Raw genomic sequence first — 15,433 nt, 5'->3', positions numbered from 1 at the left:
GGGGGCGGGTCAGAGGTCGACGACGACCGCGCCCCAGGACAACCCGACACCGAAACCGACGAACATCGCCGTCATGCCCGGGCGCAGCTGACCCGACGCGAGAGCGGCGTCGAGCGCGATCGGGATCGACGACGACGTCGTGTTGCCGCAGTCGCGCATCTCGACGACGAAGCGCTCGGGCGCGATGCCGAGCTTCTTGCGCAGGGTCTCGAGCATGAACGCGTTCGCCTGGTGGAACACGAACGCGTCGATGTCGCCGAGGTCGACACCGGAACGCCGCAGCGCCTCCTCGACGATCTCGGGCACGACGCGCAACGAGAAGGTGAACACCTCCGCCCCGTCCATGTACATGTCGTAGCCGTTCGAGACGAGACCACGGGCCTCGGCTGTCGACTTCGGCGACAGGACGGCGCCGTCGGCCAGACCGCCGTGGGGGACGATCAGGTGCGGGGCGCCCGAGCCGTCGGTTCCGTACGACAGACCGCGCAGGGAGGGCTCGTCGGCCGTGGCCGTCACGAGGCTCGCGGCCGCGCCGTCGCCGAAGATGACGCGCAGCTGCCTGTCTGCCGGGTTGACGTAGCGCGACAGGGTGTCGGCCGTGAGGAGCAGGACGGTGTTCGCCCGACCCGACTCGACGAGGGCCTTGGCCATGCCGAGTCCGTACACGTAGCCGGAACACCCCATGCCGAGGTCGAGGGCGCCGATGTCGGTGCGGAGACCGAGACGTGCCTGCACGAGGCACGAGGTCGTCGGCATGGCGTGGTCGGGGCTCTGCGTGCAGAGCAGCACGAAGTCCACCTCGCGGCGGTCGACGCCGTGGCGACGGAACAGTTCTTCGGCCGCCGCCACGGCGAGGTCGGCTGTCGTCTCGCCCTCGCCGACCACGTGCCGACGGTCGATGCCGGTCTTGGCGGCGATCTTGGCGACACCGGCAGGGGCGAACTCGGCCTCGAGCTCGTCGTTGGTGACCACGCGGGCGGGCAGGTGGGTGGCGACCGCCGTGAGGGCCGCGTGGCGGGTTGCGTTCGGGTTCATGAGTCCTTCTTCGAGATGACGACGGCGGGGTTGCCGAAGACGGTGGTTCCAGGCCGGACGCGTCGCAGGACGACGCTGCCGGCACCGACCGTCGAGTCCGCGCCGACCCGCGCGCGGGGCAGGACGGTGGCTGCCGGGCCGACGAACACGCCGTCGCCGACGGCCGCACCACCCAGCAGCTGGGCGGCACCCGAGACGGTCACGTGGTCGCCGACGACGACGTCGTGGCCGATCACCGCCGCGGTGTTGACGAAGCAATGGGCCCCGACCTCGACGTCGGTCGAGATGACGGCGTTCGGATAGACGATCGTGCCCTCGCCCACCGAGGCTCCGTCGCAGAGGACCGCGCGGTCGTGGACGAACGAACCGAAGCGGCATCCGGAGAGCGCCAGCCGATCGGTCAGGCGGCGACGCGTGGATGGATCACCGACCGTGCAGAGCACGAGGTCGCCCTCGGCGGGCACGTAGTCGGCGACGCTCGAGACGACGTCGGGCCCGGTCGCACCGTCGTCGACGAAGACGATGCGGTCGACGCCGTGGGCCGAGACCCAGGCGGGGCTCGTGTCGATGACGGCCCGGACCTCGCGGCCGGCCCCACCGGCGCCGACGAGGACGACGCGGCTCGTGCCGCTCATCGGGCCGTGTACCCGCCGTCGACGACGAGCGCCGAACCGGTGACCCAACGGGCGTCGTCGGACAGGAGGAACCGGATCGAGGCGGCCACGTCGGACGCACGGCCGATGCCGAGGGGGTGTGCCTCGGCGACCTTCTGCACCCCGTCGTCGCCGATGGTGCGAGCCAGGTCGTGGAGCATGGGCGTGACGACCGTGCCCGGGCAGACGCAGTTGACCCGGATGCCCTCGCGGGCGAGCTCGAGCGCGAGCGACTTCGTCATCGAGATCAGGGCGCCCTTCGAGGCCGAGTACGCAGCGGCCCCCGGTTGCCCCACGAGCCCGAGCACCGACGACACCAGGACCACGGAGGCGCGCTCGGCGCGACAGCCACGGCGCCGGAACGCGCGAACGAGCTGCAACGCCGAGGTGACGTTGACCGACAGCATGCCGTCGACGACCGACGTGGTGGAGCCGCGGACCGGCTGGACGGTCTGCACGCCGGCGCAGTGCGCGAGTCCGTGCAGCGGCCCGAACGCGTCGACCACGGAGTCGACCAGACCCGCACAGGCCGTCGGGTCGGTGAGGTCGGCGACGAACGACCGGTGCCCCTCGCCCGGCAACGAGGCCAGGGTCTCGGCGAGCCGGGCCTCGTCTCGCCCGGCCAGCGCGACCGTGAGGCCCCGCTCGCCCAACGCGACGGCCGTGGCCCGGCCGATGCCGGACGACGCCCCGGTCACGAGCACGACGGGCCGCGACCCGTCGTCCACGGTGCTCACGACGACGAGACGGCGAGCCCGGCGACGTCACCCAGGGTGACGCAGTCGGCCAGCCGCTGCGCGTCGATCGTGATGCCGCACGTCGCATCGACCTGGGCGATGAACTCGACGTTCGAGAGGGAGTCCCAGCCGACGGACTCGAGGTCGTCGGCGAGCGTCAGGGACGACGGTTCGGCCTCGACGAGCTCTTCGGCGAGGGAGAGGAATTCTGCGGTGTTCACGGTTGCCCCTTCTGGCCTCTGGCCGATCCAAAGGCATGCAACATTTTAAACACCCGTTCCGACGAGGCGCAAGAGTGGTTCTGTCCCTTTTTCGAGGCCACTCTCTTGACATTCATATTTTGCATACTTAGCCTCGAGGCATCAGCATCCCTGCCACCGTCCCGATCGGAGCCTGATGAGCACGTCCCCCCTGCCCTCGCCGACCCCCGGCGCCCCGTCCGAGCGCCCGGGCCGCCGCAGGGCGTCCGACTCGTTCCGCACCCGGGGCGGGCTCGCCCTCAAACGGTGCGTGGACGTCCTCGGCGCCAGCGTGCTGCTCGCCGCGACGAGCCCCCTCCTCGTCGCGGCAGCTGCGGGCGTCGCCCTCACCATGGGTCGCCCCGTCCTCTTCCGGCAAGATCGCGCCGGACTCCACGGCCGACCGTTCGCGCTGCTCAAGCTGCGCAGCATGCACGACGTCGGCACCGGTCGCGTGTCCGACGCCGAGCGGCTCACTCCCTTCGGGCGAGCACTTCGGGCCTCCAGCGTCGACGAGCTCCCCGGGCTGGTCAACGTGCTCCGAGGTGAGCTCAGCCTCGTGGGCCCGCGCCCCCTGCCCGTCCGCTACCTCGGGCGTTACTCCGCAGAGCAGGCCCGTCGGCACGAGGTGCGACCCGGCGTGACCGGCCTGGCCCAGGTGCGAGGTCGCAACGCCGTCGACTGGACCGAACGACTCGCCCTCGACGTCGAGTACGTCGACCGGCGGAGCACCGCACTCGACCTGGGCATCCTGCTCTCGACCGTCGGCGTCGTGCTGCGACGCACGGGCACGTCGCGGCCGGGCGAAGCGACGATGACCGAATTCCGGCCCGAGACAGCCACCCCTCGCTGACCACTGTCGCGCTCGCCCACACCTCGGCCCCCGGATGACGGAGACGTGACGCGCCTCGTCCCCCGCGCAACACGGCCCGGCCGACACGACGGCCGGGCCGCGAGCCGGCCCGGCCGCCGTCGACCGCGGGGTCGGGCCCCGTCGAGCCCGGTCGTCAGGCGATGGTGAAGGTCACCCAGTCGAAGCCCCACGTCGTGCCGTCGCCGTCGGCGATCTTGGCGTAGGCGGTCTGACCGGCCTCGCCACCGCGCACCGTCAGCTCGGCGCGGCCCGACTCGTCGGCCTGTGCCCAGGCCATCGAGCCGCCCAGCGCGACCAGCACCCACTCGCCGGGAGCCGCGGAGGCGACGACCGTGGTGCTGCCGCCCGACGCTCGAGCCGTCTCGACGGTCGGCGCGGGCTTGACGCCCAGGACGTCGACGACGGCCGAGGTCGTCGCGTGCGCGCCGGTCGGCGTCACGACGTCGAGGGTGATCGGGTGGCTCTGCCAGGCCGCGAGCTCGGTCGAGACGCAGGACGCGGTCCGACCGGCCGTGACCGGGGCCGAGCACAGCTCGGTCTGACCCGAGCGGATCGTCGCCGTGCCCGAGGAGGTGCTCGAGAACTCGATCTCGGGCGTGGTGTCGTGCGAGGCGAAGTGGAGCGTGCCGGCCGGCGCCGTCAGGGGACCGGTGTCGCCGTCCACGGACAGGATCGAGGCGTCGGACGGCGGCGGCGTGTAGCCCCAGGCCGAGGCCGAGGTGGCGGGCAGGACGACGGCGGCGAGCGTGGCGGCGGCGAGCGCCGACGTGCCGAGCGTGCGGGTGAGGGTCGACATGGTGACTCCGTTCAGATCGGGGCACCCGGGCGGGTGCCACCGTGATCCTGGCATGTTCCATATTTCACATTCTGTGAAGAGGCCGAGTGCGTCGACGAGGTCGGCGACTGGTGCAACCCAGCCGGGGCTGCTTGGCTGGCCGCATGTCGATCTCCACGACGGCCGAGAAGGCCGAACTCCTCCGCTCCCTGCACGTCCCCGGTGACCCGCTGATCGTGACGAACGTCTGGGACGCGATCACGGCGCGCACCGTCGCCGGGGCGCCCGGCGTCAAGGCCCTGGCCACCGCCTCCCACTCCATCAGCGAGGCGCACGGCGTCGAGGACGGCGAGGGGCTCGACGTCGACGACATGCTGACCGCGGCCCGCATCGTGATCCGTGCCGTCGACCTGCCCGTCTCGGTCGACTTCGAGAAGGCGTACGCCACCGACGCGGCCGGCACCCTCGACAACGTCTTCCGCCTGATCGAGGAGGGGGCCGCCGGCCTCAACCTCGAGGACAGCATCGGCCAGGCCAAGGCTCCGCTCTACGACATCGACACCCAGGTGTCGAAGATCGCCGCCGCCCGTCAGGCCGGCGACCGCGCCGGGGTGCCGATCGTCATCAACGCCCGCGTCGACGCGCTGGCGGGCGACCCCGACTCGTTCGACGACGCGGTCACCCGCGCCAACGCCTACCTCGACGCGGGCGCCGACTGCGCCTTCGTCCTCGGCCTCGGCACCGACGACCTGGTCAAGACCGCGCTCGACCGCATCCACGGCAAGGTCAGCGTCATCTCGAACCCGTCGTCCGTGCCCCTCGCCCGCCTGGCCGAACTCGGCGTCTCGCGCGTCAGCTTCGGCCCCGGCACCCTCGGCCTCACGCTGTCGCACCTGCGCGACGCCGCGACCACCCTCACCGCGCGCGGCGACTACCCCGCCGAGCTCGGCTTCTCGTTCTAGCCGCCCCGCCGACGCACCCCGCCGACGAGAGACGACCCGCGCCTCCCGAGCTCGTGAGAGCCGAGGAGGCGCGGGTCGTCTCGCGCGAGGACGTCACCTAGTCGTCGCGGTGGCCCTTCGTGCGCTCGTCCTTCTCGCGGTCGGACCCGGACGGCTCGGAGCCGCCCTCGCCGTCGGGCTCGGGCACCTCGTCGCCGTTGCGCTCGATGGTCGCCGCGGCGGCCTGTCGGAGGCGCATGCCGGCGAGCTCGTCCTTGGCGAGGGCCGCGGCCTTCTTCTCGCTCTGGGCGGTGTCGCGCGGCGGCAGCAGGATGTCGCGCTCGGCCCGGAGACCGGCCTGCAGCTCGCGTCCGCGTTCGAGCTCGGCGTCGAACTCGGCCCCGAAGAGCAGGGCGTTGTTGGTGATCCAGAGCCACAGCAAGAAGACGATCACGGCACCGAGCGAACCGTACGTCTTGTTGTAGTTCGAGAAGTTCGCGATGTAGAACGCGAACCCGACCGACGCGACCAGCCAGATGACCAGGGCCACGAGCGACCCGAGGCTCATCCACTTGAACTTCGGCTGCTTCACGTTGGGCGCCCAGTAGTAGAGCACCGCGACGATCACGATGGCGATGACCGCCAGGACCGGCAGCTTGGCGATGTCCCAGACGAACACGGCCGTGCTGCCGAGGCCGACGAGGTCGCCGACCGTCTCGGCGACGGGACCGCTGATCACGAGGATGAGGGCGGCGACGACGATGAGCACCACGGTGAAGGCCGTGACGCCGAGCATCGTCGGGCGGAGCTTCCAGATCGGACGACCCTCGTCGATGCCGTAGACGCGGTTCATCGCCCGGCCGAACGCCCCGACGTAGCCGGAGGCCGACCACAGGGCGCCGAGCACACCGACGACCAGGGCGAGGCCCGCGGCGGGCGAGGCCGTCAACTGCATGATCGGGTCTCGCAGCAGCCCCTCGACGTCCTCGGAACCGAATTGTCGGACGAGGTCGAGCACGGTCTCGGCGGTCGCCTGACCCTGCCCCACGACGCCCAGCAGCGACACGATCGCCAGCAGCGCCGGGAAGATCGCGAGCACCGCGTAGTACGTCAACGCCGCGGCGAGGTCGGTGCACTGGTCACGGGTGAACTCGCGCAGCGTCTTGCCCAGCACGTAGCCCCACGACGGCTTCGAGACGTCGGTCAGGTCTTGCGGCTTGCGCGAGTCGTCCTCGTCGGGCGCCTGCTGCTCGCGCTCGGTGCTCTTCTGGGCCACGACTCAGCGCCTGATCGTCTTGACGATGCCGGCCACGAGGGCGACGACCCCGACGGTTCCGGCCGCAGCCGCCGCGAGGACGGGCTTCGGGTCGGAGTCGAGCCGCCGCGTGACGCTCGCCTTCAGGCGACGGGCGTGGGCGGGGACGCTGAGCTTGTCCTCGATGGCGTCGAGCGTCGCCGCGAACTCCTCGCGGGTGCGGGCGAGGTCGAGTTCGATCTCGGGGATGCTGGCACCGGCGCGGGGGCCGTCGGCGTTCTCGGCGTCCTTGTCGGGCGAGACGCCGGCCGAGTCGGCCCGAGCCTCGTCGGCACGGGCCCGAGCCAGTTCGTCGCGGGGATCGGGCTTCGCGGCCCCCGACGACCGATCGCCGTCAGTGCTTCTCGGAGTCATAGCTGCCCTGCCCCTTCAGTGCGCTGACGTCGGCCTTCACGCTGGCGACCGCCTTCTCGGGGGTCGGGGGGACGCCCTTCTTGAGCGCCTTGATGCCGAGCATCGCCAGCACCGCCGTGATGACGAGCAGCACGGCGGCCACGATCAGGGCGGCCAGCCAGGGGGCGACGACGTTCGAGAGCCCCAGGACGCCGGCCGTGATGAGCACGGCGAGCAGGAAGAAGCCGAACAGGGCGGCGCCGACCAGCAGCCCGACGCCCACCCCGGCCTCTTTGGCCTTGGTGGTGAGCTCGGTCTTGGCGAGTGCGATCTCGCCGCGGATCAGACGCGAGATGAGCTCGGGCAGGCTGCCGATCAGCGAGCCGAGCGAACGTTTGGTGCTCTGTTCGGGTGCCTTCAGGTCACTCACCGACCGTCACCCCCGGCAGCTTGTCGTCGTCCGGGCTGGTGCCGCTCGTCTTCTCCTTGACGTCGTCGGCCTTCTCGTTCACCTTGTCGGCGGCCTTGCGGGCCGCGTCGGTCGCCTTGGCGGCGGCCTTGTCGGTGGCGTCGGAGCCCTTGCCCGAGACGGACTTCGCCTTGGCGCCGACCGCGTGGGCCGCGTCGTTCGCAACGCCCTGGGCCTTCTTGGCGACGACGGGAGCGTTCTCCTTCACGAAGCCCTCGGCCTGGTGCACGCCCTTCTGCACGGTCGGGTTCTCCCACAGGCTCTCGGCCTGGCCCTTGATCTTGACGTAGGCGCCGCGGCCCGCGCGGGCTCCGAGGACGTACCCGACGGCCGCTCCTGCGACGAAGAGGATCTTGCCTTTCATGAGTGCTCCTTGGTTCGTGGTGGCAGGTAGGACCTCCACGCTGGCACGAGACGGGGCGCGCGGCCCAGATTGGCGGGCCACCCCGGGACGACCGGACGCCTCGCCGCCCTGGGGGCGACGCGACGACGACCCGTCAGGAGGCGCGGGTCCCCACCGCGGGGACGCGCACCTCGGCCGCGTCGCCGCGCACCGTCTCGACCGCCTGCCGCACGAGGCGCACCGTGCACCAGCAGAACAACGCCACGAGCAGGGCGTTGCGTGCCCCGAGCACGATCACCGCGACGGGGTTCAGCTCGATGAGGGGTCGGTAGAGGAGGGGGAAGACGAGGGTCGTGAGCCCCGAGGCCCAGGCCGTGAGCACGGCGGGCTTGCGGAACGCCTCGGGGCGCGACGCGTACCCGACGGCGACGATCGGGACGATCCAGAGCAGGTACTGCGGCGAGCCCACCTTGTTGAAGACGACGAACGCGAGGGTGAGGGTCAGGGCGCCGAGCAGCACCGTGCCGAACTCGTCGCCGCGATCGCGACCCGGGGCGACGAGGACGCCGGCCGTCGACCGGGCCGACCCGCGCCTCCTCGGCCCGACCCACCGGGGGAGCCCGAAGGTGGCGACGGCGAGCACGCCGGCCAGCACCGCGAGCACGGCGAGCATGACCTGGGTGCTGTCGTTGATCATCCAGGTGTCGCCGGGGCCCATCACCTCGCGCGTGGCGAGCGCGACGTTCTGGTAGATCGAGGCCCCGGGCACGCGCAGCATGGCCATCCAGACCCAAGGCGTCGCGAGCGTCGCCTCGAGCTGCAGGGCCCGACCGGACTGCATCGAGACGAAGCTCGTGATGTCGTCGGCACCGCGGCCGAGCAACACGCACGAGACCACCACCATCGTGACGAGCACGCCGGCCCGCAGGACGACGACGCGGTGCCTCGACCCGACGGCGACCGCCACGACGACCGCCGCCGGCCAGACCTTGATCCAGGTCGCCGTGGCCAGCAGCAGCCCGGCCACGCGCGGCCGGGTCGACAGCAGCATGAGGGCGGCGACCACCAGCGGGGCGCTGAACCCCTCGAGCCGCAAGAACGCGACGGGGCTGAGCACGAGCGTCACGAGCAGCCACCACCAGGCGGCCCGGTTGTCGACCGTGCGACGACCGCGGTCGGTCAGCAGCCACAGCGCGACGGCGTTGAGGGCGGTCAGCAGCGCGAGCCAGACGAACTGGTAGTGCTGTTCGCCGAAGACGTTCGGCAGCACCACCGGCACGACGGCACCGGCCGGGTAGACCCACGAGAAGTCGAGCACGGGCCAGACGCCCTCGCTCAGGGCCTGGGTCGCCCAGAGCCGGTACAGGGGCAGGTCGCCGCTGACCCCGCCGCCGATCATCAGGGGCGTCAGGGCGAGGAAGACCGCCGCGTGCACCGAGGCGAAGCCGTAGAGCAGACCGCGCGGGTGCGCCTGCACCCGCGCCCAGGTGCGGCGCAGTCGCACGGGGAGGGGCGCAGGCGCGACGGCGCTCGAGGTGGTCACGCCTCGAATGTAGGGCCGTGGGCTTTCGTTTGTCTTGACGGCAGGTGAATCCGACGGAAGATCCCTCTCGAGGCGGAGGCCGGGGCGGTGTACGGTGCCGACCATGGACCGACGACGTTCCGCAGACGGGGGCGAGGTCACCCCGCCGACCGACGACACCAGCGCACCCACCACCCCGGGCCCGGCACGCGAGGGTGACGGGCCCGTCGACCTCGGCAGCGTCGACGACGACCTCGCCGTCGACCGCGGTCGGCCGATCGGCTTCTGGCTGAAGCTCGTCGACGGGCTCGTCGACCGACGGTTCGACCAGGTGCTCGACGAGCACGGCGTCACGCGCCGGCAGTGGCAGCTCCTGAACCTGCTCGAGCGCGGCCCGGCCACGCGGGCCACCCTCGACGCGGCCGTGGCGCCCTTCCTCGACCCCGCGACGGGCGAGACCAGCGCCGACCACCTGTCCGAGCTCGTCGAGAGCGGGTGGGTCAGCCTCGCGACGGACGGCGTCGGGGCCGGGCGGTACGCGCTGACCGAGCGGGGCGGCCTCGCCCACCGCAAGCTGGTCGACGTCGTCGAGGGAATCCGCGACGAGGCCGTGCAGGGTGCCGAGCCGGGTGCCTACGCGACCACCGTGAGATTCCTCCGGACGGCGGCCCTCAACCTCGGCTGGCGCCCCTGACGCCCACGCCCGATGCCCGGGCCCGTGCCGACGACCCCGGGAGGCGCGGCGTCAGTTCCGCAGGAACACCCACCAGATCATGAGCATCGTCACGACGAACCCGCTGACGAAGTTGAGCGCCAGGAACCGTCGCCAGCCCCGGTTGACCTCCTCGGCCCGGTCGTCGGTGACGTTCCACCACGGCGCGCAGCTGATGGCGTAGGGCAGGGTCAACAGCGCGGCCACCGGGCCGGGCCACTCGGTGAAGGTCAGCAGCACGCCGGCCAGCAGGTAGGCGAGGACCGACAGTCGGACGGTCGCCCGGGCACCGATCTCGGTCGCGATCGACGAGATGCCGCCCTCGCGGTCGGCCAGCACGTCCTGCACGGCCCCGAAGGCGTGACTCGCGACGCCCCACAGGAAGAACGCGCCGAGCAGGGCCCACAGCTCGGGCGTGAACGAGGCCCCGGCGAGCACGAGACCGTAGACGGCGGGACTGACGAAGTGCGTGCTCGACGTGATCGAGTCGACGAAGGGGCGCTCCTTGAAGCGCAGGCCGGGGGCCGAGTAGGCGACCACGGCGAAGACGCTGACCGCCAGCACGAACCAGCTCAGCGGACTGCCGACCGCCACCAGGAACACCAGGAACGGCACGTTCGTGACCACCGCGGCCCGCAACGTGGTGCGGTGCAGGCTGCGGTCGAGCAGGGCCCCCTCGACCCCGCCCTTGCGCGGGTTGTGCAGGTCGCTCTCGTAGTCGAAGACGTCGTTGATGCCGTACATCGCGAGGTTGTAGGGGATCAGGAAGTACAGGGCGCCGACGATCAGCACGAGCCAGTTCACGGGGCTGAGGACGTCCTCGGGTGCCGAGAAGATGACGGCCCGGGTGCCGTCCGGCAGGGGCTCGGCCTGCGACAGCGGACCGTACGAGCCGGAGTACGCCGTCGTCGTCGGTGCGAGCAACGAGGTCAACACGTACGCCGCCGCGAACGGGAACGCCGTGTTGATCCAGCTCAGGGGCCGGGACGAGACGAACAGGGCCTTGAGCGTGTTCACGAGCGCGCCTCCTTCGATGCGGCGGCCGCGGCGGCCGACGTCGCCGCCTTCGGCGCACGAGGCGCCTTCGGCCCGCCGAGCAGCACCCACACCGACGGCAGCAGCACGAGGGCCGCGACCGCGTAGGCGAAGTCCTCGAGCGGGGCGATGCCCACGAAGACGCCGCTGATGCGGGCGGCGTCGTAGCCGACCAGCCCGATGCCGATCATGACGTTGTCGAACACCGCGGTCATCACGAGCAGCACGCCCGTCGCGATGCCCGCGCCCAGCACGGCCTCGCGACGTCGTCGCGTCGACGCCCCGGGCGACGAGGAGGCGCGCGCGGCCCGACCGCGGACCGCCGCGGTCACCAGCGCCAGCACCCCGACGACGGCGACGATCGCCAGGAACACCGCGTTCACGGCCCAGTAGGTCACGACGACGCCCCGTCCGTGGAGCGAGCCGCAGCAGGGTCGCCCGCGACCGCGGTGGAGGACCCGCGGCGGTCGAGCACGACCGCGGCGACCATCCGTGCGCCGGCCAACAGGTTCATCGTGAGGTAGCAGAGCAGCGCGAGGAAGAACACCTCTTCGAGCGGCAGCTCGGTCGCCACCAGGACGCCGGTCATGAACGAGGTCTCGCCGCGGAAGAAGATGCCGAGGTCGATGCCGACGACGTCCCAGATCAGGAAGAACACGACGCCGACCAGCAGCGTCACCGCCGCCCGGGGGACGTCGCGCCAGAAGAACAGCCGGAACCTGCGGTCGAGCACCACCATGCCGAACAGCGAGACGAGCAGCGCCGCGAGGTAGACGAAGCCCATCAGCCGACGGCGGGCTCGGGGAGCGGCTCGGTGCTCGTGTCGCCGCGCAGGTTCTTAAGCAGCACCTCGGCGCTGATCAGGCACATGGGCAGGCCGATGCCCGGCCGGACCGAGCCGCCCGCGTAGAACAGCGAGTCGACCCGCGTCGAGACGTTGCCGGTGCGGAACAGCGCGCTCTGGGCGAGCGTGTGCGCCGGGCCGAGCATGCTGCCGCTCCAGGCGTTGACGTCGTCGACGAAGTCGCGCGGACCGCGGGTGCGGCGCACGACGATGCGGTCGGCGAGGTCGGGCACGTGCGCCCACTCGGCGATCTGCGCGATGACGCCGTCGGCGAGGCGCTCGATCATCGGGTCTCCGTCGCCGTCGACGTCGCCCGAGCCCAGGGACGGGTCGGCGGGCAGCGGGACGAGCACGAAGAGGTTCGTGTGGCCGGCCGGAGCCGTCGACGGGTCGACCGAGCTGGGCTTGCAGACGTAGAGCGACGGCGGGTCGGGGATGCGCTTGTCGGCGCCGAAGATGCGCTCGAAGTTCTCGTGCCAGTCGCGGGCGAAGAGCAGCGTGTGGTGTTCGAGCTCGGGGATCTCGCCCTCGACGCCCAGGTACAACAGCAGGGCACTCGGCCCGGGGTTCTTCGTCGCCCAGTACTTCTCGTCGTAGGTGCGCAGCTCGCGCGGCAGCAGCCGGGTCTCGGTGTGGTGCAGGTCGGCGGCGCTGACCACGAGGTCGGCGTCGACGCGGTGCGTCGCGCCCCCGGCGTCGGTCCAGTCCACCCCGGTCGCCTCGGCGGTCGCCTTCGAGCCGCGGGGCAGGGCCGCTCCCTCGGCGGCGAGCGGCTGCGTGACGATCCGGGTCACGGTCGCGCCGGTGACGACGGTCACGCCCGCCTCGACGGCCACGTCGCGGATCGCCTCGATGACCGAGATCAGGCCGCCCTGCGGGTACAGCACGCCGTCGTCGAGGTCGAGCGTGCTCATCAGGTGGTACATGCTCGGCGTGTCGAACGGCGACGACCCGAGGAACACCGCGGGGTAGCCGAGGATCTGGCGGAGGCGCGGGTCGGTCACCGTCCGCGAGGCGAACGAGTCGAGGTTCGTCAGCAGCAGGCGCGCCAGCTTCGGCATCCGGACGAGCACGTCGCCGCGCAGCAGCGGGGTGAGGCTGCCGAAGCTCGTGTAGAGGAACCTCCGCTTGGCGATCTCGTAGGTGTCGCGGGCCGAGCGCAGGTAGCGGCGCATGCGGTCGCCGCTGCCGGGCTCGATGCGGTCGAAGAGCTCGACGTTCTGCTCGAGGCCGCGCGGCACGTCGATCGGTGCGCCGGCCGCGGGGTCGTCCGGCGTCGGCTCGAAGAACACGCGGTACCCCGGGTCGAGCTCGACGAGGTCGAGTCGTTCGGCGGCCGACGTGCCCATCAGGCGGAAGAAGTGGTCGAACACCTCGGGCATCAGATACCAGCTCGGCCCGAGGTCGAAGCGGAAGCCCTCGTGCGACCACGAGCCGGCGCGGCCGCCGACCTCGTCGTTCTTCTCGAGCAGGGTGACCTCGTGACCCTCGCGGGCCAGCAGGGCGGCGGACGCGAGACCGCTGATGCCTCCGCCGACCACGACGACGCGTCGCCCGTGCCGGGTGACGCTGAGGCCGTGCGAGAGGTCGGGTGCCCCGGTGCCGGCGCCCGTCGCGCCGCGGTCGACCGACTCGTGGCTCATGCGCGGGCCTCGGGCAGGCGCGTCACGCGACCGGCCGCGGCACCCGCCGCGATGCGCACCTTGACGGGGTTCGGCACGCGCACCCGCGCCCGGACCAGCGAGGAGGCGGGGGTCGCCTCGAGACGCCGGTTCAGCTCGGCGAACAGGCCGTGCGCGAGGGCCACCGCGCGACGCGAGGTCGTCGGCAGCACGGGGATGATCTCGCCGCTCACGCGGAGGTCGTCGTCGATGTCTCGCACCAGTCTCGTCTTGGTCTGCTCGTCGAACGTGGTCACGTCGACCCCGGGGAAGTAGCTGCGGCCGAGCTGCTCGAAGTCGGCCGCGAGGTCGCGCAGGAAGTTCACCTTCTGGAACGCCGCGCCCAGCCGGCGGGCACCCTCTTCGAGCTCGGCCACCGTGCTCGGGGGGAACGCGTGGCCGTGCAGGAACGCCTTGAGGCACATCAGGCCGACGACCTCGGCCGAACCGTGCACGTAGGCGTCGAACGAGGCCTGGTCGTGTTCGCGGGCGCTGAGGTCGGCGCGCATCGAGGCGAAGAACGGGGCGGTCAACTCGGCGCCGAAGCCGGTCGCCCGCGCGGTGCGGGCGAAGGCGTGGACGACGAGGTTGGGGCTGAAGCCCTCGGCCAGGGCCCGCTCGGTCTCGGCCTCAAACCCGTCGAGCAGCCGGCCGGCCGCCTCGACGCCGAGACCGGCCTCGGTCGCGGGCCCGTCGACGATCTCGTCGGCCACGCGCACGAGCGCGTAGACGTTCTCGACGTGCTGACGCACGTCGCCGCCCAGGAGGCGCGAGGCCAGCCCGAAGGACGTCGAGTACCGGCGGATGACCCCGCCGGCGGTCGCGTCGGCGACGGCGTCGTACAGCGACAGGCCGGTCATCGCACCCTCTCGAGGACGTCCTGGACGACCGGGGTGAGGGCCTCGCGCAGCGTCTCGGACACCTCGGGACGATCGAGCACGTCCAGGGCCCGGCGGGCGTGCTGCTCGACGAGGCCCTCGGCGAAGGCCCGGGCGCCGCACACCTCGAGGCGACCGCGCACGTGCTCGGCCTCGGCCTCGCTGAGGTCGGCCTTGCCGATGAAGGGCTGGATCGAGAACCACTCGTCGGTGGTGGCGGCGTGGGCGACGAGCACGGTGCGCTTGCCCTCGCGCAGGTCGCCCCGCGTCGTCTTGCCGGTGGCCTCTTCGGTGCCGAACACCCCGAGCAGGTCGTCGACGACCTGGTAGGCGACGCCGACCTCGCGACCGAAGTCGCCGACGGCCGTGACGACCGCCTCGCCGGCACCGGCCAGCACCGCACCGGCCTGCAGGGGGGCCTCGAACGAGTAGACGGCGGTCTTGGCGCGTTCCATGTCGAGGATCTCGTCGACCGTCGGCAGGTCGGCGGCCAGCGAGAACTCGACGTCGACCATCTCGCCGCCGGCGCTGACGAAGATCGCCTCGTCGAGCAGGTCGAGCAGCCGGGTGCGGACGTGGTCGGCGCAGCCGATGCCGAGCAGCATGCGGCTGGCACCCGTGAGGGCCAGGTCGCCGGCGATGACGGCCGCCGACATGCCCCGGTGCTCGGCCGCGGGCGTCGGGATGCCGGCCGTCGTGGCGGTGTCGCGGTAGCTGCCCGAGACGTTCGGGATGCCGCGTCGCGAGAAGTCGCGGTCGATCACGTCGTCGTGGACGATCAGGGCGGTGTGCAGCAACTCGAAGGCCGCGCCGACGCGGGCCACGGCCTCGTCGTCGTCACCGCCGAGGGCGTCGTACGCCGTGAACACCATGCGGGGCCGGAACCGCTTGCCGCCTGCGCTGTTGCGCTCGAGCACCGACCACAGGTCGACGTAGCGCCAGCCGACCGACTCGGCCCGGCGCTTGGCCAGGGCGAAGAAGTCGTCGAGGACGGCGTCGACACGATCGTGTCTCGCCCGCGTGCCTGCGTGCAGGTGATCACCGTCCACCAGGGCAGACTACCTCTC

19 protein-coding genes are annotated in these 15,433 nt (G+C 71.9%); 3 read left to right on the top strand and 16 right to left on the bottom strand.

The window, feature by feature from the left end:
• Positions 1-9 precede the first annotated feature (9 nt).
• Genes AC3CCI_RS08400 through AC3CCI_RS08385 form a run of 4 tightly spaced genes read right to left on the bottom strand, consistent with a single transcriptional unit; the run spans position 10 to position 2,646 of the window.
• Positions 10-1,035 carry a 3-oxoacyl-ACP synthase III family protein gene (locus AC3CCI_RS08400; protein ID WP_488626848.1) on the bottom strand — a complete coding sequence of 342 codons (1,026 nt, stop codon included), beginning with the start codon at positions 1,033-1,035 and terminating at the stop codon, positions 10-12.
• Positions 1,032-1,670, bottom strand: coding sequence for an acetyltransferase (locus tag AC3CCI_RS08395; protein ID WP_488626847.1), 639 nt, complete (start codon positions 1,668-1,670; stop codon positions 1,032-1,034). The genes AC3CCI_RS08400 and AC3CCI_RS08395 overlap by 4 nt, the downstream gene beginning before the upstream one ends.
• The gene (locus AC3CCI_RS08390; RefSeq protein WP_488626846.1) at positions 1,667-2,425 is read right to left on the bottom strand and encodes an SDR family NAD(P)-dependent oxidoreductase; all 759 of its coding nucleotides are present in this window, start codon (positions 2,423-2,425) and stop codon (positions 1,667-1,669) included. The genes AC3CCI_RS08395 and AC3CCI_RS08390 overlap by 4 nt, the downstream gene beginning before the upstream one ends.
• A complete protein-coding gene (locus tag AC3CCI_RS08385; protein ID WP_354595260.1) occupies positions 2,422-2,646 on the bottom strand; it encodes an acyl carrier protein in 225 nt (74 codons plus the stop codon). The genes AC3CCI_RS08390 and AC3CCI_RS08385 overlap by 4 nt, the downstream gene beginning before the upstream one ends.
• Positions 2,647-2,821: 175 nt before the next feature.
• On the opposite strand from AC3CCI_RS08385, the gene AC3CCI_RS08380 reads away from it, so the two are divergent.
• Positions 2,822-3,517, top strand: a complete 696-nt coding sequence (locus AC3CCI_RS08380) for a sugar transferase (protein WP_488626845.1) — start codon at positions 2,822-2,824, stop codon at positions 3,515-3,517.
• 154 nt (positions 3,518-3,671) lie between these two features.
• Here AC3CCI_RS08380 and AC3CCI_RS08375 read toward each other — a convergent pair whose 3' ends face one another.
• The gene (locus tag AC3CCI_RS08375) at positions 3,672-4,334 is read right to left on the bottom strand and encodes a hypothetical protein (protein WP_488626844.1); all 663 of its coding nucleotides are present in this window, start codon (positions 4,332-4,334) and stop codon (positions 3,672-3,674) included.
• 143 nt (positions 4,335-4,477) lie between these two features.
• Here AC3CCI_RS08375 and AC3CCI_RS08370 point away from each other — a divergent pair, with 143 nt between their 5' ends.
• The gene (locus AC3CCI_RS08370) at positions 4,478-5,275 is read left to right on the top strand and encodes an isocitrate lyase/PEP mutase family protein (protein ID WP_354595263.1); all 798 of its coding nucleotides are present in this window, start codon (positions 4,478-4,480) and stop codon (positions 5,273-5,275) included.
• 97 nt (positions 5,276-5,372) lie between these two features.
• Here the strand turns inward: AC3CCI_RS08370 and AC3CCI_RS08365 are convergent, their stop codons facing one another.
• The 5 genes from AC3CCI_RS08365 to AC3CCI_RS08345 all read right to left on the bottom strand — a co-directional run bounded on the left by AC3CCI_RS08365 (position 5,373) and on the right by AC3CCI_RS08345 (position 9,257).
• Positions 5,373-6,530 (bottom strand): YihY/virulence factor BrkB family protein, encoded by a 1,158-nt coding sequence (locus tag AC3CCI_RS08365; protein WP_488626843.1) that lies wholly within the window; start codon positions 6,528-6,530, stop codon positions 5,373-5,375.
• Between the two features lie 3 nt (positions 6,531-6,533).
• Positions 6,534-6,923: a DUF3618 domain-containing protein gene (locus tag AC3CCI_RS08360; RefSeq protein WP_354595265.1), complete on the bottom strand. Its 390-nt coding sequence runs from the start codon at positions 6,921-6,923 to the stop codon at positions 6,534-6,536.
• Positions 6,904-7,332, bottom strand: coding sequence for a phage holin family protein (locus AC3CCI_RS08355; protein ID WP_354595266.1), 429 nt, complete (start codon positions 7,330-7,332; stop codon positions 6,904-6,906). The genes AC3CCI_RS08360 and AC3CCI_RS08355 overlap by 20 nt, the downstream gene beginning before the upstream one ends.
• The gene (locus tag AC3CCI_RS08350) at positions 7,325-7,735 is read right to left on the bottom strand and encodes a YtxH domain-containing protein (RefSeq protein WP_488626842.1); all 411 of its coding nucleotides are present in this window, start codon (positions 7,733-7,735) and stop codon (positions 7,325-7,327) included. The genes AC3CCI_RS08355 and AC3CCI_RS08350 overlap by 8 nt, the downstream gene beginning before the upstream one ends.
• A gap of 133 nt (positions 7,736-7,868) precedes the next feature.
• Entirely contained in the window at positions 7,869-9,257 is a 1,389-nt protein-coding gene (locus tag AC3CCI_RS08345) for a glycosyltransferase 87 family protein (protein ID WP_488626841.1), read from the bottom strand.
• Positions 9,258-9,360: 103 nt separating this feature from the next.
• Here AC3CCI_RS08345 and AC3CCI_RS08340 point away from each other — a divergent pair, with 103 nt between their 5' ends.
• Positions 9,361-9,930, top strand: coding sequence for a MarR family winged helix-turn-helix transcriptional regulator (locus tag AC3CCI_RS08340; protein ID WP_488626840.1), 570 nt, complete (start codon positions 9,361-9,363; stop codon positions 9,928-9,930).
• Positions 9,931-9,981: 51 nt separating this feature from the next.
• Here AC3CCI_RS08340 and AC3CCI_RS08335 read toward each other — a convergent pair whose 3' ends face one another.
• From AC3CCI_RS08335 to AC3CCI_RS08310, 6 genes are read right to left on the bottom strand one after another with little or no spacing between them, the layout of a single operon-like run.
• Positions 9,982-10,965, bottom strand: coding sequence for a prenyltransferase (locus tag AC3CCI_RS08335; RefSeq protein ID WP_488626839.1), 984 nt, complete (start codon positions 10,963-10,965; stop codon positions 9,982-9,984).
• Complete coding sequence (locus AC3CCI_RS08330; protein ID WP_488626838.1) at positions 10,962-11,381, bottom strand: lycopene cyclase domain-containing protein; 420 nt, start codon at positions 11,379-11,381, stop codon at positions 10,962-10,964. The genes AC3CCI_RS08335 and AC3CCI_RS08330 overlap by 4 nt, the downstream gene beginning before the upstream one ends.
• Complete coding sequence (locus AC3CCI_RS08325; protein WP_488626837.1) at positions 11,378-11,767, bottom strand: lycopene cyclase domain-containing protein; 390 nt, start codon at positions 11,765-11,767, stop codon at positions 11,378-11,380. Before AC3CCI_RS08325 ends, AC3CCI_RS08330 begins: the two co-directional genes overlap by 4 nt.
• Positions 11,767-13,470 (bottom strand): phytoene desaturase family protein, encoded by a 1,704-nt coding sequence (gene crtI / locus AC3CCI_RS08320; protein WP_488626836.1) that lies wholly within the window; start codon positions 13,468-13,470, stop codon positions 11,767-11,769. The genes AC3CCI_RS08325 and crtI overlap by 1 nt, the downstream gene beginning before the upstream one ends.
• Entirely contained in the window at positions 13,467-14,348 is an 882-nt protein-coding gene (locus AC3CCI_RS08315; RefSeq protein ID WP_488626835.1) for a phytoene/squalene synthase family protein, read from the bottom strand. Before AC3CCI_RS08315 ends, crtI begins: the two co-directional genes overlap by 4 nt.
• A complete protein-coding gene (locus AC3CCI_RS08310) occupies positions 14,345-15,415 on the bottom strand; it encodes a polyprenyl synthetase family protein (protein ID WP_488626834.1) in 1,071 nt (356 codons plus the stop codon). Before AC3CCI_RS08310 ends, AC3CCI_RS08315 begins: the two co-directional genes overlap by 4 nt.
• Between the last annotated feature and the right edge of the window lie 18 nt (positions 15,416-15,433).

The sequence above is a fragment of the Frigoribacterium sp. CF331 genome, assembly GCF_057787905.1.
This window is presented reverse-complemented; position numbering and strand designations above follow the sequence as displayed.

Coding starts and splice junctions, on each gene's coding strand:
- AC3CCI_RS08380 (WP_488626845.1), top strand. CDS start 2,822: ATGAGCACGTCCCCCCTGCCCTCGCCGACCCCCGGCGCCCCGTCCGAG.
- crtI (WP_488626836.1), bottom strand. CDS start 13,470: ATGAGCCACGAGTCGGTCGACCGCGGCGCGACGGGCGCCGGCACCGGG.
- AC3CCI_RS08370 (WP_354595263.1), top strand. CDS start 4,478: ATGTCGATCTCCACGACGGCCGAGAAGGCCGAACTCCTCCGCTCCCTG.
- AC3CCI_RS08340 (WP_488626840.1), top strand. CDS start 9,361: ATGGACCGACGACGTTCCGCAGACGGGGGCGAGGTCACCCCGCCGACC.
- AC3CCI_RS08375 (WP_488626844.1), bottom strand. CDS start 4,334: ATGTCGACCCTCACCCGCACGCTCGGCACGTCGGCGCTCGCCGCCGCC.
- AC3CCI_RS08350 (WP_488626842.1), bottom strand. CDS start 7,735: ATGAAAGGCAAGATCCTCTTCGTCGCAGGAGCGGCCGTCGGGTACGTC.
- AC3CCI_RS08395 (WP_488626847.1), bottom strand. CDS start 1,670: ATGAGCGGCACGAGCCGCGTCGTCCTCGTCGGCGCCGGTGGGGCCGGC.
- AC3CCI_RS08315 (WP_488626835.1), bottom strand. CDS start 14,348: ATGACCGGCCTGTCGCTGTACGACGCCGTCGCCGACGCGACCGCCGGC.
- AC3CCI_RS08400 (WP_488626848.1), bottom strand. CDS start 1,035: ATGAACCCGAACGCAACCCGCCACGCGGCCCTCACGGCGGTCGCCACC.
- AC3CCI_RS08360 (WP_354595265.1), bottom strand. CDS start 6,923: ATGACTCCGAGAAGCACTGACGGCGATCGGTCGTCGGGGGCCGCGAAG.
- AC3CCI_RS08325 (WP_488626837.1), bottom strand. CDS start 11,767: ATGGGCTTCGTCTACCTCGCGGCGCTGCTCGTCTCGCTGTTCGGCATG.